The sequence below is a fragment of the Actinoplanes cyaneus genome (assembly GCF_016862095.1).
In the GTDB taxonomy this organism is placed as follows: Bacteria; Actinomycetota; Actinomycetes; order Mycobacteriales; family Micromonosporaceae; genus Actinoplanes; species Actinoplanes cyaneus.
Genome location: NZ_BOMH01000017.1, coordinates 108,870 through 130,802, shown reverse-complemented (window position 1 = coordinate 130,802; position 21,933 = coordinate 108,870). Strand labels below are relative to the sequence as shown.

Here is a 21,933-nt window from a genome sequence, read left to right as displayed (position 1 = left end):
ATCTAGAAGTACAAGATCCCCGGTAAGATCAACTTCATTTGCGGAAGCGTCAATCTCCCTTCGCGGAGAGGACCTCCGCCACCAGGTCGTGGACGCGCGACGTCACGCGGGCCGGATCGGAATCGGTCACCCTCACCACATTGGCCAGCGACTTTCCGTCATCGACAGTGGTCACGGCGATGAACTTGGCCTGGGGGAACTGGCCGGCCCCCTGGAGCACCGCGCCATTGGGCGCCTCGCCGGCGGCGAGAACAACATCACATCCGCCGTTGACCAGGGTTGCCAGAAAGGTGGAGGCGTTCTGAGCCGTTTGGGCACCGTCGACCTCGAGAAAGCTGACCTTGCCGCGGGTCTCGGTGGAAGCCTGCTGCATGCCCGCCCAGACCGGGGCGGCACTCGCGTCGGTGGTGCCCTGAGCCGGGGTCAGCAGGCACGCTGACGCCTCGGTGTAGACCCGGGAGCGCGGATCCGGGCGCTCGTCGCCGGGCCAGAGCGCCCACGTGGCCAGCCCGGCCGCCACCAGCACCGCGGCGGCGCCACCCAGCCACCACGACGGCCGGCCCGGCAGTCGCCGTCCCGCATCCCGGCCGGTCGCCGCCGACCCCTGCAATCGCTTGTCCATACGTCCACCCAGCACGGGCAGAGCGTACTCAGACGATCAAGCGCTGGCCCCGGCATATTGCCGACGGGCAACGTACTCCACCAGCTCGATCAGGACATTGCGCGCGGCAACCTGATCCCGGGCGTCAAAGGAGACAACCGGGACGCCGGGGTCCAGATCGAGCGCCCGGGCAACCGCGTCCGGCCCGAAGCGGTTCTCCGCGTCGAAGGTGTTCACGGCGACGACGAACGGGGTGCCGCGCTGCTCGAAGTAGTCGATCGACGGAAAGCAGTCGGCCAGCCGGCGGGTGTCGGCGAGCACCACCGCGCCGAGCGCGCCCTGCGACAGCTCGTCCCAGAGGAACCAGAACCTGTCCTGCCCCGGCGTGCCGAACAGGTACAGCTGCAGGTCCTCGGTGATGGTGATCCGGCCGAAGTCCATGGTCACCGTGGTGGTGGTCTTACCCTCCACACCGGACACGTCGTCGGCGCCCTCGGCCCCGGTGAGGATCTCCTCGGTCTGCAACGGCCTGATCTCGCTGACCGAGCCGACCATCGTCGTCTTGCCCACGCCGAAGCCGCCCGCGATGAGAATCTTCAGCGCGACCGGGATGCGCGAACCGCTGGCGCGGTCAGAGCGCACGGAGTCCATTGACAACCGCCTTGAGTACGTCGACGTCGTGCGGCTGAGTGGCCGCGGGAGGTTCGTACAGCGAGATGAGACCCGCAGAGCGTAGATCACCGAGGAGCACCCGGATCACGCCGATCGACAGGTCGAGATGGGACGCGAGCTCCACCACGGAGATCGGCTCCCAGGCGGCGGCCACGATGGCATGGTGCTCCGGCTGCAACTGGATGCCGGACGCCAGGTCCGGCACGGTCGCGACCACGAACGCGACCAGGTCGAAGTCGCCGCCGGACGGCGCGACACGGCCCTGGGTCATCGCGTACGGCCGGACCACCGGACCCGCGTCCTGATCCATCCAGTCGTGGTTCACCGGCGGCTCATCGCAACTCAGGCTTCATGATGTCGCGCTCCGGGGCGCTCATCGTCTGACCGACCCGGGTCACCAGCATCGCCATCTCGTAGGCGATCAGGCCCAGGTCGGCGTCGGCCGACGCGAGAACGGCCAGGCAGGCACCCTGCCCCGCGGCGGTGACGAAGAGGAACGCGTCCTCCATCTCCACCACCGTCTGGCGCACCGCACCGGCCCCGAAATGCCGGCTCGCGCCCTTGGCCAGGCTCTGGAATCCGGCCGCCATCGCCGAGAGGTGCTCGGCGTCCTCCCGGTCCATGCCGGCCGAGGCGCCCAGCATCAGGCCGTCCGCGGAAAGCACCACGGCCTGCTGTGCGGTCGGCACCCGCTCGACGAGGTCGTCGAGGAGCCAGGTGAGGTTCGCGCTCTGCTTCGTCGTTGCCACTATGCGTCCTTCTCCGGCCTGTTCACTTCATTACCGCGGGGCACGTCGGCGCGGTCGCCGGCCGCATCACCGTCGCCCCCGGATGCTGCCTTCTCCCCGGCACTCGCCTGCGACGGGGAGTCGCCGTTCTTCGTTCCGTCGCCGTGCACCGGCGTCCTGGAGGCCTGGATGCGGCCTCGGGTCGTGCCCAGCTGCAGCGCGCTCATCAGCGTACGTACCTGTTCCGGGGTCCGTTCCGGCGCGGTGGACCGCTCCGGCTCGACGACCGGGTTGCGCAGCTGCGGCGCCAGGCTGGCCTGCCGGACCCGCTTGGGCAGGCCGTCCGGGCCGAACTGCGCGGTGATCTCGTCCCGGCCGTCCCCATCGGACACGCCGGGCCGGCCACCGACCGGCGCAACCGGCGTCGGCGCAGCCGAGGGTGGCGCGGGCGGCGTGACCGTCGCCGACGGCTCCGGAGTGGTGAACGCCGGGGCCGGGGCCACCGGTGCCGAGTTGCGCGGCACCGCGCGCGGCGTGCCAAGGGCGTCGGCCACGTCGTCCAGGCGGCTCGCGGTCGCCTCCGGCGGCAGCTCGGCCGGCGTCTCCGGCGTGCGCCGGACCCGTTTGCGCTGCACCAAGCCGTCGGGGGTGAGGCCGGACGCGACCGAGCTGGGCGCCGGGCCGCCGACGGCATCGGCCGGACGGTGCCGGCCGTTGCGCGTCTCGCCGGCGACCGCGGGCGCGGCCGAGCCGTTGACCCGCTGCGCCGGGATCGCCGGGACCTGCTGCAGCTCGCTGCCGCTCTTGCCGGCCCACTGCAGGGCGGCCAGCGAGCTCTGGCCCGAAGCCGCGGAACCCGCCTGCGGGAGGCCGAAGCTGCCGGAGGTCTCGCCCCGGCCCTTCCCCGGCGTCGCGGGGCCGGGCGCGGTCGTGACCAGGTCGGCGGGGACCATCACGATCGCGGTGATCCCGCCGTACGGCGAAGCGGAGAGCGACACCCGGATCCCGTGCCGGGTCGCCAGCTGAGCCACGACGAACAGGCCGAGACGGGCGCTGTCCGCAGGGTCGAACTCGGGCGGCTCGGCCAACCGCCGGTTGGCGACCTCGAGGCCCGCCGGGGTCATGCCCAGGCCACGGTCCTCGACCTCGATCACGTAACCGTCCGGCAGAGCCTGGCCGGAAACCTGCACCCGGGTGTGCGGCGGGGAGAACGACGCGGCGTTCTCGATCAGCTCGGCGAGCAGGTGGATGACGTCACCGACCGAACGGCCGAGCAGCGCCGCGGGGGCCACCGCGCGGATGTCGACCCGCTTGTAATCCTCCACCTCACTGATCGCGCCACGGATCACGTCGATCACCGGGACCGGGTTGCGCCAGCCCCGGCCGGGCGCCGCGCCGGCCAGGATGACCAGGTCCTCGGCGTGGCGGCGCATCCGGGTGGCCAGGTGGTCGACCCGGTACAGGTCCTCGAGCTCCTGCGGCTCGGTCTCGCGCCGCTCCATCCTGTCCAGCAGCGAGAGCTGGCGGTGCAGCAGCGTCTGGCTGCGCCGGGCGATGTTGAGGAAGACCTCGTTGATGCCGCGGCGGACGTTCGCCTCGTCGACGGCGGACTGCACGGCGGTGCGCTGCACGTCGTTGAAGGCGTGGCCGAGCTGGCCGATCTCGTCCCGCCCGTACTCCAGCGGGGGCGTCTCGGCGTCCACGTCGACGGCCTCGCCGCGCTGCAGGCGCCGGACCACGGTGGGCAGCCGATCCGCGGCCATCTCCAGGGCCTCGCGGCGCAGCTTGATCAGGCGGCCCACGATCGACCGGCCGACCCGCACCGACACCCAGATGGCCAGCGCGAAGGCGATCAGGCCGACCACGGCGGCCAGACCCAGCCAGGCGAAGACGTTCACGGCGAGCGGGGTGGCGTCGGAGGCCACCTCGTCGACAGCGCTCAGCTCGAACGCGCGCAGACCGGCGGAGACCTCGTCGTACGTCGCCTGCCACTCGGTGCCGGAGACCGGCGGCGCGCCACCGCTGTAGCTCTGGTCGATCAGCTGGTTCTGCATGATGTCGAGCTGGATGAACGAGGAGCCGGTGATCAGCCGGGCGTAGTCGCCCTGCGCCTGCTGCGGCATGTCCTGCACACCGGTCCTCAACAGGTACCGCGAGGTGGCGACGTTCTCGATCAGGATGCCGCGGCTCTTCTGGTCGATCCGGCCGGCCGCGTTCGCCGCGGCCAGCAGGGCGTCGACCCGGCTCAGATACTCCTGGCCGCGGTAGCCGGTGATCAGGCCGCGAACCTCACGGTCGACCTTCTCGTGGAAGAAGACCGCGGCCGTCGCGGAGACGTCGAAACCGGCGTCCACCGCATCGTTGTAAGCGGTCATCATGTTGAGCACGTCCACGTCGTGGCCGTCGACCCGGTTCCGGATGTTCCCCGCCACGCCGAGATCGGCGAGCAGGGCATCGGAGCGCGCGCTGAGGTCGTCGCTCATGTCCAGGCCCTGGATGGCCGACCGGAACCCGGTGGCCGCCTGGTCCGTGGCGGCGCGCTGGGCCTTGAGGTCGGTGTCCGGGCCGGCTTTGCCCGCGGAGAGGTAGACCGCGGAGAAGTGCCGCTCACGCTGGAGCTGCGCGATCAGCTGCAGGCCCGGGTCACCCAGGCGATGCACCGCGTCACGGGCGTCGAGCAGGTCTTTCGCCGGCCCGGCGGTGGCGGCGGTCGCGAAGATCCAGAGCGCCAGCAGCGCCACCAGCGGCACCGCGACCATCGCGATGATCTTCGATCTGATCGACCAGTTGCGGCTTCTCATCAAGCTCCGCCCGGAGGGGTTCGGCAGACAACGGCGGCACACCGCCGGGCCCGGCGGCCGGCCGATCAGAAGTGGACGGCGGCGCACCGGGTTGGATGCGCCCCGGAAGAATACGTAAAGACGTCCGTCACAGCTAGCTCCCCATCCATCGAAAACTTACCTTCCATTACGTTTGTCCACCGCGGACGGCGCTGACCTCCGCTTCCTCGCCGTCGGAGTTGCGACAATCGAGATCACTCCTCGGTAATGACGTGCTCACGGCACGGCACGATCCCGTTCTCCGGAACGGGATTGATGGACGGGTGCGAGTGGGAATACCTCCGACGGAAGAAGGAGGAACCTGATGTCCGCCACCGCCACCATCGTCCTGATCGTCGTCGTCCTGCTCGTGCTGGCCGCGATCGCGTTCGGGGTCCAGGCCATGCGGCGCCGCCGGCTGCAGCAGACCTTCGGCCCCGAGTACGACCGGGTCGTCGCCGACACCGGCAACCGCACCGAGGCCGAGCGTGAACTGCTGGAGCGCACCAAGCGGCACGCGCAGCTGGAGTTGAAACCGCTCACCGCCGAGGCCCGGGCGAAGTACTCCGCCGCCTGGGAAGAGGTCCAGATCCGGTTCGTCGACAGTCCGAAGGAGGCGGTGGAGACGGCGGACGAGCTGGTCACCCGCCTGATCGCCGACCGCGGTTACCCCACCGGCGACTACGACGAGCGACTCGCGAACCTCTCCGTCGAACACGCCGCCACGCTGGAGCACTACCGGGACGCCCACGAGATCAGTCTGCGCAGTAAGAATGACGAAGCGGGCACCGAGGACCTGCGCCAGGCGCTGGTCCACTACCGGGCGCTCTTCGCCGACCTGCTCGGCGAGGACCCGGTGGCCGGCGCCGGCACCGCACCCGCACCCGCACCGCGATCGGCCACGGAGGACACCACCACCACGACGGGCACCACGACCGCCGAGCGCTCCGCGACCGAGAAACCCGCCACCGATCCCGGCGTCGCACCCTCCCGGCCCGACGCCACCAGCCGCTGAGGAGCACCCACGATGCGCTTCTTCTCCAACGAGGCCAAGGACAACACCGAAGACCAGGATCAGGACGTACGCACGGAAGCCGTGCCGCAGCAGCGACCCGGCTCGCCGTGGGACGACCGGCCCGGCGCGAACGCCGAGCACGACCCGGCGCCCCAGCCGACCGCCTTCGGAGCGGCCACCCCGGGCGGCGCGGTGGCCGCCTCCGCCATGGCCGGCCCGTACGACGACGTGGACCACGACACCCACCGGAGCACCGACGCGGCGTCCGGGGTGGCCGACGACCGCACGGTGGCGCCCGGTGACGGTGTGATCGACGAGGACGCGGATCGGGACCGGGCCAACGACGACACGGTGGCGTGGCCGGCCGGGCAGGCCCCGGTGGACCGGGACAATGACGACCGGGACCCGCTTGTCGACGTGCCGCTGGACGACCACCCGGAGGACGGGGTCGACGAGGGCCGGGACACCGCCGGTGAATCGCACGTGGCCGGGCACCGGGCCACCGACGACATCGACGCCGGCCGTCCCGGCAACGACGGTCTCGACAGCGACCGCCTCGACAACGACGGGCTTCGCAACGACCGGGACGAGGACCGGGCCGACGGCGACCGGATCGACGACGCCGAGGTTGACGCGGCGCTGGAGGATCGGGGCACCTTCGAGGATCCGCAGGTCACGGACGGGGACAAGCCCGGGACGGCGGGGCACGCCGAAGCTCTCGAGCCGGTCGTGGCCGAGCCCGTCGTGGTCGCGCCGGTGGCCGTCACGGAGCAGGAGCGCGCGCGGGAAGCGGAGGCCGAGCCCGTCGTGGCGGTCGCGGCCGTTCCCGAGCCGGTGACCACGGCCGCTGCCGGGCCGGCGACCACGGCCGGCGGTGCCGGGTCGGCGACCACGGCCGGCGGTGCCGGGTCGGCGACGCTCTTCCCGGACGCGGAGACCCAGCCGCTGCGGGACCGCTGGCGCGACATCCAGTTGCGCTTCGTCGACGACCCGAAGGCCAGCACCGCCGAGGCGGCCTCGCTGGTCGACGAGACGATCGAGAAGCTGACCACGGCGCTGCGCGAACACCGCGGATCGCTGGCCGGGGGCGGTGACGACACGGAGGCGCTGCGCGTGGAACTGCGGTCCTACCGGGACATCCTGGACCGGTTGCTCGGGCTCTGAGACTTCCCGGCGTACCGAAGCAATCGCGTTGTGATCCTGATCGGAAAAGGGAGCCCTGAGGGGCTCCCTTTTCCGCGTCGCTCAGAAGACCGGCGTCTCGTCGATCGCGTCGGCGGCCGCGTCGCTCAGAAGACCGGCGTCTCGTCGATCGTGTCGGCGGCCGGGGCGCTCGACGCGCTGGTGCTGCCGGTCGGCGTCGTCGACGGCGCCGGCGACCCGGAATCCTCGGCTGACGGATCGGTGCTGGGACCGGTCGACGGGATGCTCGGCTGCACCGGCCCGGACGGCTCGATCGAGGCCGGGGCCGACGGGCTCGTCGACGCGGACGGCGAGGGTGAGGCGGTGGCCGACCGGGACGGGACCGTGGTGGCGGTGACGGACGTGACCGAGGCCGGCTCGATCGCGTCGGCGGCGGGCCCGGCGTCCTCGTCGGACTCCTCGCCCGCGCCGATGCCGCCCTGATCCGGCGTCTCGGCGGCGGCCGGCAACTGCTGACGAATGGTGGCAGGTGGCTTGCGCACCGGCGCGTCGTCCGTGCCGAGCTGCGCGCCCAGCCACAATGCCGGGCCGACCCCGACCGCGACGATGGCCCCGAACAGCGCCGTCGGCCCCCGCTCCATCAGCGCCTCCCCTACGGTTCCCCGCGATCGTCTCGCGTCGCCCCGGGCCTGTGCTACCCAATTCGGGCGTACACGAAGCCAACAACCGCTGAGGTCATTGTGACCTGAGGCAACCCCAGAGGTCCTCATTCGTCGCGGACGAGACTCCGATTACTCGGGGACACGGATCCGGCACGCACGCGGTTCACCTCGAGGTGGCCGGAAGGCGCGCTATCAGCGGATTCCGGCAATTCGGGGTGGTGTCGGCAGCCCTTCCCCGGGGCGCCCGCCGATCAGCGCGTGCCGGTCAGGAAGGTGACCGCGTCCTCCCAGGCAGCCCAGCCGCCGGGCAACTCGTCGGTGTCCAGCGAGGGGCGCAGCGTGAGGGTGCCGCCGTCACGCAGGCCGATCACCCAGCCGCGCCGGCGGCCGGGAAGCGTGGTCACCGCGGCGACGTCGACGAACGGAACGAAGCGCCGGCCGTCGGCGGGCGCCTCCATCGTCGCCACCGCGCCGCCCTGAGCGGTTTCCCGCGTTCTGCCGCTTTCCGTGCCGCCGACACCCGCTGCCTCGCCCGTGGCGCCGCCCGCACCGGCATTCGCCGCCACCGCGCTGTCCGGGAGAGCATTCCGCCCGGGGACCGACACGCCACCGGCCGCGATCTGGTTGAGGCGGCGCTTGGCCTCCGGCGCTTTGCCGCGGGACATGCCCGGCACCAGCAGGAACCCCAGATCCGTGACGAGCAGATCGGTGCGCGCCCCGTCCGCCGACAGGTTGATCAGGCCACCCAGCGCCTGCGCCCGGGCCGCCGGCCGATCACCGCCCGGCGCGGCCAGATCCACACCGATCCTGTCGAGGTACGCCCGGACCGCCTCGGCCTGCTCCGGATCCGCGGCGGCGGCCGCGACGTCGGTCAGGTTCAGGTAGGCGCCGTCCGCGGCGACCAACTCGGCCGTCCCCGTCCAGCTGTGCCGCCACCGCGCCACGTCGCTGCGCAGCGCGGCCAGCGCCAGCATCAGCGAGAGCAGGTCGACGATCCGATCGGCCGTCTCCTCGGGCGTGAGGCCGGGGAAGATCGTGGCCGCGGCTGTCCGGAGGCGGCCGTCCGCCGCCAGCGCCAGGATGCTGCCGGCATCCGGGACGGCGACTCCCACGGCCCGGGACACCGTCGCGAGCGCGGCCTCCGCCTCGCGTTCCATCTCCGCCGTGCGAGCCACGCTGAGGAAGTCGTCCCAGCCCACCTCGGTGCGACCGCGGGACGGGAACGCCACGGCCTGCAACGCCCGGCCGAGCCCGGGCAGGTCGGGAACAAGCTCACCGGCCGCCTGGTCGTCCTCCCCGGTCACGGTGACGTCCGGATCGGCGGCGGCGCTCGCGGCTCCCGCTTCGCCGGCACCGCCGATCGGACCGGCGCCGGCGGCATCGCCCGGCTGCTGCACTGCGGCGGTCACGCCATCGCCCGCAACACCGGCGCCAGCGCCGCTCACCGCCTGCGCGGAACCCGCACCGCCGGCGGCGTCACCGCTCACCGCCTGCGCAGAGCCCGCACCTGCCGGCGTCAGCGCCGCCAGCCTCTCCGCCAGCGGCGGATGCGTGTCCCAGGCCCCGGCCGGCTCCGCACCGCGGGCCCGCAGGATCGCCACGTCCTCGCCCCGGGCCGCGAGCACCCGCAGGAACCCGCCGAACACGTCGTCCGGGACATGTCCCGCCTGCCAGCCCGGCCCCACGTATTCCGCGTGGAACAGCCGCTGCATCCCGGCCAGCACCGGCAGGTCCCGCAACGCGCCGGCGGCTGCGGCGGCCCCGGCGAACTCGGCCGCCACCCGGTCCGCGGCGACTTCCTGCGCCCGGCTGAAGGGCGCGTCCCACCGGTGGTAGACCTCGGCGTAGGCCCGGAAGATCGCACCGGCCGGATTGCGGCCACGACTCCAGCGCGGGATCAGACGACCGATCGCCACCCTCCCCCGGTACGCCAGGGGAGCCCACCTTCCCAGCCGGGCCGAGCCGTGCGCCAGCTCGTGCGCCACCGCCGCGCGCAGCCGCCCGCTGTCCCACGCCTGCAGCAGCGGCAGCCCCAGGTAGAGATCCCGCCGGCCGCCGAGCAGCCCGAGCGCGCGGGTCCGCTCACCGACGACCACCGTCGCGTCGGCCACCACGGTCAGCCCGGCCGGCGACGGAACCCCGGCGGCTGCCGAAGCACCGTCGACCAGCTCCCACAGTTGCGGCGCGTCGGACCTGGTCACGGCGACCCCGGCCGGGACCCGCCGACGGCTGTGCAGCGCGCGCCAGGTCGCATAGCCCAGCGCGCCGAAGGTGGCCAGGCTCAACGGCACCCCGGCCCGCAGGGCGAAGTCGGCGGGCAGCAGTTTCAGCACGGTCCACAGTGCACCGAGGACCACGATCAGTTGCAGCCCCGCCACGATCAGGAAGCCGGCCAGGGCAGCCGCCGATCTCGCCGCTGCTCGTGCGTCGTTGCTCAAGCCGCTCTCCCCTCCACCGGAACGGGCCCCAGCCTAGGACCCTGCCCATCAGGCGACACCGGCCATAAGTACGGTTCCGGGGCGGGAGCCGATCAGTCCGCGGCCCAGATCTCCGGCGAGCGGAAGTAGGACACCCCGGCCGCCTCCCAGCGCGGCGCGAACAGGGCGACCCGTTCCCGGAACGACTCCCAGTCCCGCCCGGCCTGCGGGGTCCAGCCGACCTCGGCCACCGCCGGCAGCCGCGGGAAGGTCAGGAACTGCACGTCGGCGACGCTGCGCAGGGTCTCCGACCAGAGGGGCGCGGCGACCCCGAGCAACGCGTCCTCGGTGACGCCGGGCAGGCGCAGGGCGGGGTCCCAGTCGTACGCCCGCCGCACCGGCACCAGGCCGGCCCAGTCGAGCCCGAGGCGGGTGTCCGCGTCGTACTTCATGTCCAGATAGACCCGGTCCGCGGGCGACATGATCACGGCTCGCCCGGCGGTCACCGCCGCGTCCACGCCCGCGTCCTGCTGCTCGGGTCGCCAGTACTGCACGACGGTGCCCTCGGGCAGGCCGGCCGCGGCGATCTCGTGCCAGCCGATCGCGCGCTTGCCGTACTTCCCCGGCAGCGGCAGCACCCGCGACAGGAACGCGCGGTAGTCCTCGGCCGGCATGGAGAGGCACTCGTCGCCGCCGAGGTGCAGGTAGGGCCCCGGCGTCGCGTCGGCCAGCGTCTTGATCACGGTCTCGACGAAGGCGTACGTCTCCTCCTTGCCGGCCGCCAGCGAGCTGTAGCCGACCTCGGCGTCGGTGCGCGGCGCGACCGGTTGCCCGTCCGCGGTCAGCTCCGGGTATGCCACCAGCGCGGCGTTCACGTGCCCGGGCATGTCGATCTCGGGGACCACGGTGACGAACCGCTCGGCGGCGTAGGCCACCACGTCCGCGTAGTCGGCCAGGGTCAGGAACCCCGGCCCCGCGCCGTCGCACCCGGTGCCGGGGCCGCCGCCGATCTCGGTGAGCCGCGGCCAGCCCGGGATCTCCAGACGCCAGCCCTGGTCGTCGGTGAGGTGCAGGTGCAAGTGGTTGATCTTGAACTGGACGAGCAGGTCCAGGTGCGCCTTGATCTCGTCCACGGTGAAGAAGTGCCGGGCGAGATCGAGCATGGCCCCGCGGTACGCGAAGCGGGGCCGGTCCTCGATCACCCCGCCCGGGAGCACGCCGTCCCCGGCGGCCAGCTGGCGCAGCGTCTGCACGCCCCAGAACAGCCCGGCCCGCTGCGCGGCGCGCAGGGTCACGCCACTCGCGGTGATCTCCAGCCGGTAGCCCTCGGCGCCGAGCTCCTCGGGGCCGGACAGCTCCAGACTGATCCCGCCGCCGGCCGGCGACTCGCCGGCCTCGGCACGCGCCAGGGCATCCGGGGTGACGGTGAAGGTCACGTCCGGTTCCGGAACGACCAGGACGGGGGCCGGGATGACATCGCTGAGCCGCTTCGCGTGGGGGCGCACTCTGAAGACTCTAAACTGTTTCGCTATGGCGATAACTGTGCGTCACGCCACCCTTGGCGACGAGCAACCTTTGCACGCCCTGGCGACACTTACCTTCGGGCTGGCCTGCCCACCGGGGACGACAAAGGCGGACATCGACGCCTTCATCGCCACGAACCTGTCCGTGGAGCGGTTCGCCGACTACCTCGCCGACCCGGGCCGGGTCGTGCTGCTGGCGTCCGAGAACGATCAGCCGGTGGGCTATTCGATGCTGGTCCGCGGCCCGATCGCCGACCCGGACGTGGCCGCCGTCGTGGACGCGGAGACCAGCATCGAGCTGAGCAAGTTCTATGTCCTCCCCGATCGGCACGGCTCGGGCACGGCGCACACCCTGATGGCGGCCACGCTGGACGAGGCGGCGGCGACCGGCGCCCAGACGTGCTGGCTGGGCGTGAACCAGCAGAACGTCAGGGCGGCCCGGTTCTACGCCAAGCACGACTTCGAGGTCATCGGCGTGAAACGCTTCCTGGTCGGCGCGGAGTGGCACGACGACCACATCCGCCGGCGCAAGCTGTCCTAGGGCCTGCCTGGCGGATCACTCGAGCTGCCGGCAGGGGACGGGATCACCCTGAACCAGGCCCGTGTGGACGGACCGGTCCGTGGTGCCGCTGTCGCTGACCTCCTCGAAGATGACGAAGTGCAGGCTGGTGCCCGGGGGCATCGCCGCCGGGTGGATGGTGAAGACGCGCCCGGAACCGTCCGACCGTTGCCCCCCGAGAGGCATCACCTTGGTGAGCTGGGGAAGCGCGGGCTGGTCGTCCTCGCAGCCCACCACCCGGGCGTTCGCGCCGACCGACTTGAACTCGACCAGCGCCGGGACGCCGGCCTTCTTCAGCGCGGCACTCAACTCCTCCGGGTGGGTCAGCTGCCGGATCGTCAGGACGACCGAGCCGCCCGGAAGGGTGTCGACGGACCAGGCCGCCAGTTCCATCGGGGCCGGGGGCTTCGACGCCGGCCCGGTGCGCAGGGCCGGCACCACCCCGGCCGCGAGGGCCGCCGTCAGGCCCACCGCGGCGACCGCCGTGGCCGCCCGGCGCCGCCGGCGCAGCTTCCGGCCGCGGGCGGCGATGTCCTCCAGCGGGTGCCGCAGGCGCATCGGCTCGAACTCGTCGCGGACCAGGCTGTACAGATCATCACTGCTCATGGCGGTCACTCCTTCTCGGTGAGGGGGGTCAGGCAGGCGCGCAGCGCGCGGGTCGCCCGGGCGAGATGGGCGGTGACGGTGCCGGAGGCGATCCCCAGCGTCCGCGCGGTGGTCTCACTGTCCAGATCGAGGAAGATCCGCAGCACGACGACCTGCCGCTGCCTGGCGGGCAGCGACTCGAGAGCCGCCACGAGCCGGCGGTCGGGCACACCCATGCCGGGGTCGGCGCCCGGGTCGGGATGGTCGGACCACTCCGTCACCGGCGCTTCCCGGCGATGGCGGCGCCACCAGGACACGTGGAAGTTGAGCGCGGTGCGAACGACCCACGCCTGGGGTGCCGGGTGCCGCGCGAGCTTGGCCCACGAGGCCCAGGCGCGGGCGAAGGCCTCGGCGACCAACTCCTCAGCCGTCTGCCGGTTTCCCACCACCGCCGCCACGGCTCGCAGACAGTCGTCCCGGGTGCTCTCGTAGAAGCTGGCGAAGTCCGCCGACCGACGTTCCATACCCGTATTACGCCTGACTGCCGCTCGCCACTTACCTCAGTGCGCAGATCCGTCAGGCGATCAGCGGCTGCACCTGCTCGGCGGCGAAGCGAACGTAGCCCTCCGGGTCCGGCTCGCCGTACATCGGCTGGAGGATGACCTTGGTGGCGCCGGCCTCGGCGTAGGCCCGCACCGCCGCCGCGATCTCCGCCGCGTCCCCGGCCACGCCCGGCTCGTCCGGCCCGGCGTGCTCGCGGTGGATCCGCAGACGCTCCCGCGCGCCCGGCCCGAACGCCGCCGCCATGAACACCACGATCTCGTGCGGCCCGTCCGCGGCGATCAGCCGTTTCGCCTCGGCGACCCCGGCCGGCGTGGTCGCCCCGGTCAGGATCGTCCCGTCGGCCACCTGCCCGGCCAGGGCCAGGGTCTTCGGCCCGGTCGCGCCGATCAGCAGCGGCGGCGCCGGCGCGGGCGGCCAGTCCAGCGTCACCTTGTCGAGCCGCACGTAGCGGCCGTCGGCGCTGACGGTCTCGCCGTGCAGCAGGGCACGCAGAGCCGTCGCATATTCCCGCAGCAGCGTCAGCGGCGAGGCCGGGCGGGCGCCGACCTGGGCCATCCAGTCCTGCACGCCGTGCCCGATGCCGGTGATCGCGCGATCGCCGAAGAGCCGCCCCAGCGTCGCGATCTCCATGGCACAGAGCGCCACGTTGCGGAACGGCACCGGCAGGATCCCGATGCCGACCCTGAGCCGCCCGGTCACGGCGAGCGCGGCGGAGGCGGCCGCGATGCCGCTGCTCAGGAAACAGTCCTCCCACAGCCAGAGCTCGGCCAGCCCCGCCTCGTCGGCGGCCCGGGCCACGGCGGGCAGCCGCTCGGGCGGGTTGTGCGGGACGTAGATCGCTCCGAGTGTCGTCATGGCCGCCATTCTGATCGCACCCACCGACAAGAACGGCTGAACGGGCAATCGGCGTTTGATATAAGCGACGCCTTAAACGGGACGCGGAAGTGTCGCACCTACCTACTAGGTTCATCGATGCGGACCGGCGCCACGGGGGCGCCGGTCCGTCCAGATCAGAGGGTCGTCTCGCGGAGCAGGTTCTCCCCCGCCGCGCGGACACGTTCGCGCAGTTCAGGGGGCGACTCGATGGTGAACGGAGCGCCCAGCACGCCGAGCACGAGAGCGGGCCAGCCGAGGTCGTCCACGTTCATCCGCAGGCGGCAGACGCCCTCGCGCACCTCCTGGCAGTCACCCCAGTGCCCGACGAAGCCGCGGATCGTCTCCGGTGTCGCCTGGATCAGCACGGAAACCTCGTACCGGCTGGGGATGGCCTTTATCCGTGAGCGCAACCAGGCGACCGGGTCGCCGCCGGGGATCTCCCGCGGGCGGAAGCGGGCGCCGGTCAGGTCCGGGCCGGAGATCCGGTCGACCCGGAAGTTCCGCCAGTCGGCGCGGTCGAGGTCCCAGGCCAGGAGGTACCACTTGCGGCCGAGCGGCACCAGCCGGTGCGGTTCGACGTGCCGGCGGGAGAGCGCGCCCTCCCGCGGGGTGTAGTCGAAGCGCAGCCGTTCCTGTGCCCGGGTCGCCATCGCGATCGTGGTCAGCACCCCGGCGTCCAGCACCGGCCCGCTACCGAGGACTCCGGGGCTGGTCACCGCCTGCAGCGCGTCGATCCGGCGGCGCAGCCGGGGCGGGAGCAACTGGATCACCTTGGCGAGGGCCCGCACCGAGGTTTCCTCGAACCCGGCGACCGCGCCGGCCGCGGCGGTGCGCAGGCCGACCGCGATCGCCACGGCCTCCTCGTCGTCGAGCAGCAGCGGTGGCACCGCGGCGCCGGCCTGCAGCTGGTAGCCACCGGCGACCCCGCGGCTGGCGTCGACCGGATAGCCCAGCTCCCGCAGCCGGTCGACGTCGCGCCGGAGCGTCCGCGGGGAGACTTCCAGGCGGTCGGCCAGCTCGGCGCCGGGCCAGTAACGGTGGGTCTGCAGCAGCGACAGCAGCCGCAGCATCCGGGCACTCGTGTTCGCCATGGCACCAGCTTCTCCCCTATTGCGGTCAGGAGCTGACCGCAACGAACCCTAGCGTCGGGCCATGATGATTGCGACGCGAGAACTGACGAAGCGGTTCAAGAGCGTTACCGCGGTCGACGGCATCACCCTGGACGTGGCGGACGGCGAACTGGTCGCCCTGCTCGGCCCGAACGGCGCCGGCAAGTCCACCACGCTGCGCATGCTCACCACGCTGATCCCGCCCACCGCCGGCAGCGCCGAGGTGGCCGGGCTGGACGTGGTCACCCGGCAGCGCGACGTGCGCCGCCGGATCGGATACATCGGGCAGGGCAACGGCGCCGGGCACAGCCAGCGCGGCCGCGACGAGCTGATCAGCCAGGGCCGGGCGTACGGGCTCGGCGTGCGCCAGGCCCGCACCCGTGCCGCCGAGCTGATCGACTCGCTCGGGCTGGGCGAGGTCGCCGACCGCACGGTTTCCACCCTCTCCGGCGGCCAGCGCCGTCGCCTGGACATCGCGATGGGCCTGATCCACTCCCCTGAGCTGCTCTTCCTCGACGAGCCGTCGACCGGGCTGGACCCGCAGAACCGGGCGAACCTGCAGGAGCACATCGTCGCGCTGCGCCGCGAGCACGGCACGACGATCGTGCTGACCACGCACTATCTGGAGGAGGCCGACTCGATGGCCGAGCGGGTGATCGTGATCGACCACGGCCGGATCATCGCCGACGACAGCCCGCAGCGGCTCAAGGCCAAGCACGTGGGTGACCGGGTGATCCTCGGTTTCGGCTCGGAGGCGGAGGCGGCCCGGGTCACCGAGGGGACCCGCGAGGGCAACCGCGTGGTGATCACCACGGAGGACGGGCCGCGACTGGCGCCGAGTCTGCTGGACCTGCGGCCGCTCACCGTCGAGGTGATCCGGCCGACGCTCGACGACGTCTTCCTCACCCTGACCGGCCGCAGCCTGCGCGACCAGACCCCGGAGGCCTGACCATGAGCTCACTCGTCACCGACACCCGGGTGGTCTTCAGCCGCGAGTTGCGCCCGGTGCTGCGCAGCCCGTTCTCGATCGTCTTCTCGATGGTGCAGCCGCTGTTCTTCCTGGCGCTGTTCGCGCCGTTGTTGCCCGACGACACGTCGCTGCAGTGGTTCGTGCCCGGCATCATCGTGATGTCGTGCCTGTTCGGCACGTCGATGACCGGCTCGAACCTGCTCTACGAGATCCAGACCGGCTCGCACGAGCGGATGCTGGTCACTCCGCTGCGACGGCCGGCGCTGCTGATCGGGCGGGCGCTCAAGGAGATCGTCCCGATGCTGGTGCAGGCGGTGCTGATCGTGCTGGCCTGCCTGCCGTTCGGGTTCCGGCTGCACCCGCTCGGGGCGGTGCTCGGCCTGCTGATCCTGGCGGGATTCTGCGTGGGGCTGGGCGCTCTGTCGTACACGCTGGCCCTGGCCTCGAAGAATCAGGAGTGGCTGTTCTGGACCGTGCAGCAGACTCTGCTCTTCCCGTTGCTGCTGCTGGCCGGGGTGCTGCTGCCGATCGACGACGGTCCCGCCTGGCTGCGCTTCCTTTCCAAGATCAATCCGATGACGTACGTCGTGAACGCCGAACGCGCCCTGTTCGACGGTGACGTCTGGTCGCGGGCGGCGGGCTACGGCCTGATCGCCGCCCTCGCGGTGGCGCTGCTCGGCCTGCTCACCGGAGTGCGGGCGATGCGGCGCTCCGATTGACACGCCGCCCGCTACCTTCTTAACTCGCGGGCCGGCGAGGTGGGCCGGCCAGGCGAATCAGCGAGGCGGGAAGGTGGCGGGCAGGCGCATGCTCGGTCGGCAGCGTCGGGGCGACGACGAGTTCGTCTCCCCCGACTTCGAGGAGAACGGCTGGCAGCGCGAGCCCTCCGGCACCGGCCTCCGGTCGGTCTTGCGCGGGCGGGCCCACCGGCGCGTCCTGCCCGGGTCGTTCCGTCAGCTGCTGGACGGGCTGATCCGCCCGCCGCACACCGCCGAGGCGCCACGCCGGGGGAATCCGGACGCCGTCGTGGACTGCGCGGTCTACGCCGGTGGCGCGCGCCGTGCCGAGCCCGGACAGGCGCGCCAGATGCCGTACGCGGAGGCCGCCCGGCTGGCGAGACGGCGCCGCAACGCGTTCGTCTGGCTCGGCCTGCACGAGCCGGACCAGCTCACGATGTCCGCGGTCGCGGAGGTCTTCGGCCTGCACGAGCTGGTCGCCGACCAGGCCACGAGCGGCGGGCACCGGCCCGGCGTCGAGACGGCCGGCGACGTGACCCGGCTGGTGCTGCGGGCCGCGCGCTACGTCGAGCACGACCGGCTCACCGACACCTCCGAGGTGGTCGAGACCGGCGACATCACGGTGCTGGTCGGCCCCTGGTTCGCGATCACCGTGCGGCACGGCCCGGTCGGCCCGCTCCGGCAGGTGCGGCAGGAGCTGGAGAAACGGCCGGAGGTGCTGCGGCACGGGCCGTGGGCGGTGGCCTACGCGGTCGGCAGCCGCCTGGTCGACAGCTACCTCGACGTGGCAGGTCACGTCGAGCGGGACCTGGAACGGCTGGAGGAGGAGTCCTTCGCGGCCGTCCGCAGCACCGGGATCGCCCACATCTACCAGCTGAAACGGGAGATGGTGGAGTTCAAGCGGGCAGTGCTGCCGCTCGCCGAGCCGCTGGCCCGGTTGCTGGAGTCGGGCACCCTGCCGGCCGCGCTGCGGCCGTACCTGGTCGACGTGCGGGGACGGCTGAGCCGGGCCGTGGACCGGGTGGCCGGCTTCGACGACCTGCTCAACTCGATCCTGCAGGCCCGGCTCGCGCAGATCTCGATCGACCAGAACGACGACATGCGCAAGATTGCCGCGTGGGCCGCGATCGCCGCGGTGCCGACGGTCATCGCCGGGATCTACGGGATGAACTTCGACGTCATTCCGGGACTCGACTCGCCGTACGGGTTCGACGGCACGATCGCCGCGATGGGGTTGCTCTGCGGTGGCCTCTACTGGCGGCTGAAGCGGACCGGCTGGCTCTGATCACCGGCGGTGATCGCGACCAACGTCACAGTCGCACTCCATTTAGGAACCAACTGCGCTGGATACTCTCAGTTTCAGCCGATCGGGCCGGTCTCCACACCGGACGGTGACCCGGACCCGCCTCGTTCGCCCTGGCACGCGACCACGGCGAGTGATTAGGTTCCCGATTGCGTTGATCTTTGGGGGAGAGTCATGTCCAGCACCAGCCTGACCCTGCGCGAGCGTGCCTGGCTGCCGCTGGAGCAGATCCGCACGATCGGCCCGCTGACCGGGATCACCGCGGCCCGGGTGCGGGACGCGCTGACCGGCCTGCACCGGGCCGATCCGGAGCACCGGGCGGTCTCCCGGCTGGACCGGCCCGCCGCGGCCTGGGAGCACCTGGACGCCGACGGCTTCGCGGCCCACGTGCGGGAGGCGGTCACCGACCTCGGGCCGGGGCCGCTGGACTTCGCGGCGATGACCCGGCAGTTGCAGGACGAGCCGGTCTCGGCGCTCCCGGTGCGCGTCCTGGTCGGCGGGGGATATGTCGCGCTGCGGGTGTCCCGTGCCTACGGTGACACCGAGCCGGTCAACGCCCTGCTCCGGGAACTGGTCTGCGCCGCGCACGCCGGACGGGCCGTGAGCCTGGCCCCCGGCACCCCGCAGTCCTGGGCGCTGCCGAAGGCCTGGCTCAAGCAGGTCGGCCTGCGCCCGAGCCGGTGGCGGGACGGGCTGAGCACCCCGCGGCCCCCGCGGCGACCCGCCGCGGCGACCCGCCCGTGGAAGGCGAGCCCGGTCACGTCCTCGGTCCGCTCGACCCGGGTGCTCGGTGAGATGCGCACGTGGCGGGATCGGCACGGCGTGGGTGCGACCACGCCGGCGATCGCGCTCGCCGCGTTCGCCGCCGCCCTGGTGGAGCTGGGGCTGGACCCGGACCTGTCCGGTGGCGTGTTCCTCGCCGACGCACGCCGGCGGCTGGGGCAGGCCACCGGCGTCGACGGCAACTTCAGCATCGGGTCGTACCTGTCGCCGCAGAGCCTGATCGACCCCGCGCCGATCGACGAGACGTTCACCGCGGAGCTGGCCGGCGGCCGGATCCTGACGTCGATGCTGCTGCGCTCGGGGCGGCTGCTGGTGACCCGCGCGCCGCGCACCCCGGCGCCGTACCCGGAGGAGATCGCGATCGAGCCGCGTCCCCGGCTGGTCCTCGACGATCAGGGAAGCCACGATCTGCTGGCCGACCTGCCGTGGGGTGCCGAGCCGGCCGGCCGGATCGACCAGAGCCCGCCGGCGCGCTGCGAGCCGGAGGACGTGGTGCTGACGATCGGCGAGCTGGACGGCGTCCTGCACCTGGACGCGACGTTCCACTCCACGACCTACGACCCGGTGGTCGTGCAGCGGGCCCTGGATCTGGTCTGCAGCGACCCGGCCGGCCTGATCATGGCCGGCGCCCGCTGAGGCTTGGCGCGTCCGGCACCTCGACGAACGCCGAGGGCGCACGGCCGGGGGGAAGCCGGCCGTGCGCCCTCCTTCCGGGATCAGGTCAGTGGTGACCGCCGCCCTGCCCCGGCCCACCGTGGCCGTGGTCGCCCTGCTGGTGCCCGCCCGGGCTGCCGGGCTGCGAGCCGCCGGGGTGGGCGCCGCCGCCCTGCTGCGGGGGCGGGTTGTGGCCGGGCGCGCCCGGGCCGGTGGGTCCGCCGGGGTGGCCGGCTCCGGGACCGCCCGGACCACCATGACCCCCCGGCGGAGTCGTGCGCACGACCGGCAGCGTGAGCGTGACGGTGCGCATCTGAGTGGGTGCCCGCAGGCCGCAGTCGTTGTAGGACATGGTCGCCCAGAGCTTCGCGGTGCCGCCGGGCCCGTTGTCCGGGGTGACCCGGACGCGGGTGATCTCGGCGCGCCGCGGGGTGAGCACGCTGCCCTTCAGGAAGTTCGCCGTGCGGCGGTTGCCCGGGTACTGGATCCGGACGTGCTCGCCACGGACCTGGACCTGCGCGTCGCAGACCGGGCGGTCGGTACGCCAGGCGATGTCGATCCAGGTGGGCACTCCGGCCCGGACCGGCTTGAGCCAGGTGGTGACCGGCTGGGGGCCGCGGGGCGCCGCGAGGGCGGGCGACGCCGCCGTGACCAGCCCGGCCGCGGCGGTGACCAGCGCGACCGTTGCTCCGATTCGCCGACTCACGTGCATTACGAATCCTCCGATGCCCTCTGTCCGACCGGCCCGTCAACAGCGGTCCGGCGAAAAGGACACTATGGGAATGAAGTAGCGGACTGTCCGAATTTGCCCGCGTTTTCGGAGGAGAAACGCGATATGGACAAAGCGCCATTATCCAGTCATACGAAAAGACGATGCCGCCACGGGACTGAACCGCGGGCCGCGGGGTAACCCACGACCATGGCGGAGAACGCGGAAGACCTCGGCGAACCGGTCGCCTATCTGATCCTCCGGGAGGGCGTGCCGGTCTACGCGCTCAACGGCGACACGGTCGGCACGGTCGACCACGTCCTCGCCGACGAACGCGAGGACGTGTTCCACGGGCTCCTGATCAAGACGCCGGACGGGCACCGCTTCGCCTCGGGCGATCAGGTCAGCGGCCTCTACGAGCGGGGCGCGATCGTCACCGAGACGGCCGACCGGCTGCCCCGGCCGAGCGCGGACCTGCCGGAGGCACGCGGCGGGGACAGCGGGCTCAAACGGGCGTGGGACTGGCTGATCCAGCCCCGCTGACGCGTACGCGCAAAGCTCTCGGATCTGGTCCTTACTGCTGACCGCGGTCGCGGTAGGTCCAGTTGCCGTTGCCGAGGGTGCCACGACTGCTCGCCTGCTGGGCCGCCTGCCGGGCCTGCTGCGCCATCCGGGCGTCGATGCGGGCCTTCAGGAACTCGCTGGCGGCGCGGTCCTCCTCGCTGGGCGCGGCCATCAGCGCGTAGACCATGCCGAGGATCGCGAAGACGACGGTGACCCCGATCGGGACCAGCAGCGAGCCCGCGCTGGCGCCCTTGATCGCGCCGAAGTGCTGCTCCTCGGTCACTGACATCGCGGACATGCCGGTGAAGTGCATGCCGTTGACCGCGATGCCCATGACCAGGGCGGAGATGAAGATGACGGCCGGCTTGCGGACCACCAGGGTGAGCCAGAGCGCGACGGTGGCGGCGACCACGGCGATCACGATGGAGAGCGTGACCCGCGAGCCGGCGTAGTGGATCTCGCCGTCCAGGCGCATCGCGGCCATGCCGGTGTAGTGCATCGCGGCGACCCCCAGGCCGGCCAGCACGCCGCCGACGAGGATCCGCAGGTTGCGCGCGCCGTTGCCGAGCAGCGCGATGGCCAGGCCGGCGCCGACCGCCACGATCGCGATCAGCACGCTGGCGGCGGTGAGGCCCACGTCGTAGCGGACCTGGGAGCCGACCACCTCGAAACCGAGCATGGCGACGAAGTGCATGGTCCAGATGCCGGTGGCGCCGATCGCCAGCGTCGAGAGGACCAGCCACCACCCCTTCTCGGCGCCGGTGTGCGCCGAGCGCAGCCGCACCGCACCGATCAGCCCGAGCAACGAGCCGAGCACGGACAGCAAGTAGCTGAACGCCGGGGTCACCCATCCGTGGTCAAAGTGATGGATCTCCGCCATGGTGCCGCGCTCCCTCGCTGAAGACTTTTACCGCGCTGCATCCTGCCGCAGCCCCGTCGC

The 21,933-nt window shown here is 72.4% G+C and carries 22 protein-coding genes; 8 read left to right on the top strand and 14 right to left on the bottom strand.

The window, feature by feature from the left end:
• Positions 1 to 49: 49 nt before the first annotated feature.
• From Acy02nite_RS11775 to Acy02nite_RS11755, 5 genes are read right to left on the bottom strand one after another with little or no spacing between them, the layout of a single operon-like run.
• Positions 50 to 622: a type 1 periplasmic-binding domain-containing protein gene (locus tag Acy02nite_RS11775; protein WP_203739994.1), complete on the bottom strand. Its 573-nt coding sequence runs from the start codon at positions 620 to 622 to the stop codon at positions 50 to 52.
• A gap of 36 nt (positions 623 to 658) precedes the next feature.
• Positions 659 to 1,252: a GTP-binding protein gene (locus tag Acy02nite_RS11770; protein WP_203739993.1), complete on the bottom strand. Its 594-nt coding sequence runs from the start codon at positions 1,250 to 1,252 to the stop codon at positions 659 to 661.
• On the bottom strand, positions 1,233 to 1,583 hold the full coding sequence (locus Acy02nite_RS11765) for a DUF742 domain-containing protein (protein WP_203740119.1): 351 nt from the start codon (positions 1,581 to 1,583) through the stop codon (positions 1,233 to 1,235). Before Acy02nite_RS11765 ends, Acy02nite_RS11770 begins: the two co-directional genes overlap by 20 nt.
• Before the next feature lie 22 nt (positions 1,584 to 1,605).
• Entirely contained in the window at positions 1,606 to 2,025 is a 420-nt protein-coding gene (locus Acy02nite_RS11760) for a roadblock/LC7 domain-containing protein (protein WP_203740118.1), read from the bottom strand.
• Complete coding sequence (locus tag Acy02nite_RS11755) at positions 2,022 to 4,802, bottom strand: sensor histidine kinase (RefSeq protein ID WP_203739992.1); 2,781 nt, start codon at positions 4,800 to 4,802, stop codon at positions 2,022 to 2,024. Before Acy02nite_RS11755 ends, Acy02nite_RS11760 begins: the two co-directional genes overlap by 4 nt.
• 343 nt (positions 4,803 to 5,145) lie before the next feature.
• Here Acy02nite_RS11755 and Acy02nite_RS11750 point away from each other — a divergent pair, with 343 nt between their 5' ends.
• Both Acy02nite_RS11750 and Acy02nite_RS11745 read left to right on the top strand, forming a co-directional pair.
• Positions 5,146 to 5,835: a hypothetical protein gene (locus Acy02nite_RS11750; RefSeq protein WP_203739991.1), complete on the top strand. Its 690-nt coding sequence runs from the start codon at positions 5,146 to 5,148 to the stop codon at positions 5,833 to 5,835.
• A 12-nt stretch (positions 5,836 to 5,847) separates the two neighbouring features.
• Complete coding sequence (locus tag Acy02nite_RS11745; RefSeq protein ID WP_203739990.1) at positions 5,848 to 6,999, top strand: hypothetical protein; 1,152 nt, start codon at positions 5,848 to 5,850, stop codon at positions 6,997 to 6,999.
• 125 nt (positions 7,000 to 7,124) lie between these two features.
• On the opposite strand, the gene Acy02nite_RS11740 is transcribed toward Acy02nite_RS11745, so the two are convergent.
• The 3 genes from Acy02nite_RS11740 to Acy02nite_RS11730 all read right to left on the bottom strand — a co-directional run bounded on the left by Acy02nite_RS11740 (position 7,125) and on the right by Acy02nite_RS11730 (position 11,562).
• A complete protein-coding gene (locus Acy02nite_RS11740) occupies positions 7,125 to 7,619 on the bottom strand; it encodes a hypothetical protein (protein WP_203739989.1) in 495 nt (164 codons plus the stop codon).
• 272 nt (positions 7,620 to 7,891) lie between these two features.
• Positions 7,892 to 10,078 (bottom strand): M48 family metallopeptidase, encoded by a 2,187-nt coding sequence (locus tag Acy02nite_RS47185; protein ID WP_203739988.1) that lies wholly within the window; start codon positions 10,076 to 10,078, stop codon positions 7,892 to 7,894.
• 92 nt (positions 10,079 to 10,170) lie between these two features.
• Positions 10,171 to 11,562 carry a beta-N-acetylhexosaminidase gene (locus tag Acy02nite_RS11730; protein WP_203739987.1) on the bottom strand — a complete coding sequence of 464 codons (1,392 nt, stop codon included), beginning with the start codon at positions 11,560 to 11,562 and terminating at the stop codon, positions 10,171 to 10,173.
• A 25-nt stretch (positions 11,563 to 11,587) separates the two neighbouring features.
• On the opposite strand from Acy02nite_RS11730, the gene Acy02nite_RS11725 reads away from it, so the two are divergent.
• Positions 11,588 to 12,121: a GNAT family N-acetyltransferase gene (locus Acy02nite_RS11725; protein ID WP_203739986.1), complete on the top strand. Its 534-nt coding sequence runs from the start codon at positions 11,588 to 11,590 to the stop codon at positions 12,119 to 12,121.
• Between the two features lie 15 nt (positions 12,122 to 12,136).
• Here Acy02nite_RS11725 and Acy02nite_RS11720 read toward each other — a convergent pair whose 3' ends face one another.
• The 4 genes from Acy02nite_RS11720 to Acy02nite_RS11705 all read right to left on the bottom strand — a co-directional run bounded on the left by Acy02nite_RS11720 (position 12,137) and on the right by Acy02nite_RS11705 (position 15,255).
• On the bottom strand, positions 12,137 to 12,745 hold the full coding sequence (locus tag Acy02nite_RS11720) for a hypothetical protein (RefSeq protein WP_203739985.1): 609 nt from the start codon (positions 12,743 to 12,745) through the stop codon (positions 12,137 to 12,139).
• A gap of 5 nt (positions 12,746 to 12,750) precedes the next feature.
• Positions 12,751 to 13,248, bottom strand: coding sequence for a sigma-70 family RNA polymerase sigma factor (locus Acy02nite_RS11715; protein WP_203739984.1), 498 nt, complete (start codon positions 13,246 to 13,248; stop codon positions 12,751 to 12,753).
• 52 nt (positions 13,249 to 13,300) lie between these two features.
• Positions 13,301 to 14,143, bottom strand: coding sequence for an LLM class flavin-dependent oxidoreductase (locus tag Acy02nite_RS11710; RefSeq protein ID WP_203739983.1), 843 nt, complete (start codon positions 14,141 to 14,143; stop codon positions 13,301 to 13,303).
• 155 nt (positions 14,144 to 14,298) lie between these two features.
• Positions 14,299 to 15,255, bottom strand: coding sequence for a helix-turn-helix transcriptional regulator (locus Acy02nite_RS11705; protein WP_239174592.1), 957 nt, complete (start codon positions 15,253 to 15,255; stop codon positions 14,299 to 14,301).
• Between the two features lie 61 nt (positions 15,256 to 15,316).
• Here Acy02nite_RS11705 and Acy02nite_RS11700 point away from each other — a divergent pair, with 61 nt between their 5' ends.
• The 4 genes from Acy02nite_RS11700 to Acy02nite_RS11685 all read left to right on the top strand — a co-directional run bounded on the left by Acy02nite_RS11700 (position 15,317) and on the right by Acy02nite_RS11685 (position 19,702).
• The gene (locus Acy02nite_RS11700) at positions 15,317 to 16,222 is read left to right on the top strand and encodes an ABC transporter ATP-binding protein (protein WP_239174590.1); all 906 of its coding nucleotides are present in this window, start codon (positions 15,317 to 15,319) and stop codon (positions 16,220 to 16,222) included.
• 2 nt (positions 16,223 to 16,224) lie between these two features.
• Positions 16,225 to 16,962, top strand: a complete 738-nt coding sequence (locus Acy02nite_RS11695; RefSeq protein WP_203739982.1) for an ABC transporter permease — start codon at positions 16,225 to 16,227, stop codon at positions 16,960 to 16,962.
• A gap of 88 nt (positions 16,963 to 17,050) precedes the next feature.
• A complete protein-coding gene (locus Acy02nite_RS11690; RefSeq protein WP_203739981.1) occupies positions 17,051 to 18,265 on the top strand; it encodes a magnesium and cobalt transport protein CorA in 1,215 nt (404 codons plus the stop codon).
• Positions 18,266 to 18,457: 192 nt separating this feature from the next.
• Positions 18,458 to 19,702 carry a hypothetical protein gene (locus Acy02nite_RS11685; protein WP_203739980.1) on the top strand — a complete coding sequence of 415 codons (1,245 nt, stop codon included), beginning with the start codon at positions 18,458 to 18,460 and terminating at the stop codon, positions 19,700 to 19,702.
• 85 nt (positions 19,703 to 19,787) lie between these two features.
• Here the strand turns inward: Acy02nite_RS11685 and Acy02nite_RS11680 are convergent, their stop codons facing one another.
• Positions 19,788 to 20,426, bottom strand: coding sequence for a hypothetical protein (locus tag Acy02nite_RS11680; RefSeq protein ID WP_203739979.1), 639 nt, complete (start codon positions 20,424 to 20,426; stop codon positions 19,788 to 19,790).
• A 213-nt stretch (positions 20,427 to 20,639) separates the two neighbouring features.
• On the opposite strand from Acy02nite_RS11680, the gene Acy02nite_RS11675 reads away from it, so the two are divergent.
• The gene (locus Acy02nite_RS11675) at positions 20,640 to 20,972 is read left to right on the top strand and encodes a PRC-barrel domain-containing protein (protein WP_203739978.1); all 333 of its coding nucleotides are present in this window, start codon (positions 20,640 to 20,642) and stop codon (positions 20,970 to 20,972) included.
• Positions 20,973 to 21,003: 31 nt separating this feature from the next.
• Here the strand turns inward: Acy02nite_RS11675 and Acy02nite_RS11670 are convergent, their stop codons facing one another.
• A complete protein-coding gene (locus tag Acy02nite_RS11670; protein ID WP_203739977.1) occupies positions 21,004 to 21,873 on the bottom strand; it encodes an MHYT domain-containing protein in 870 nt (289 codons plus the stop codon).
• Positions 21,874 to 21,933: the final 60 nt, after the last annotated feature.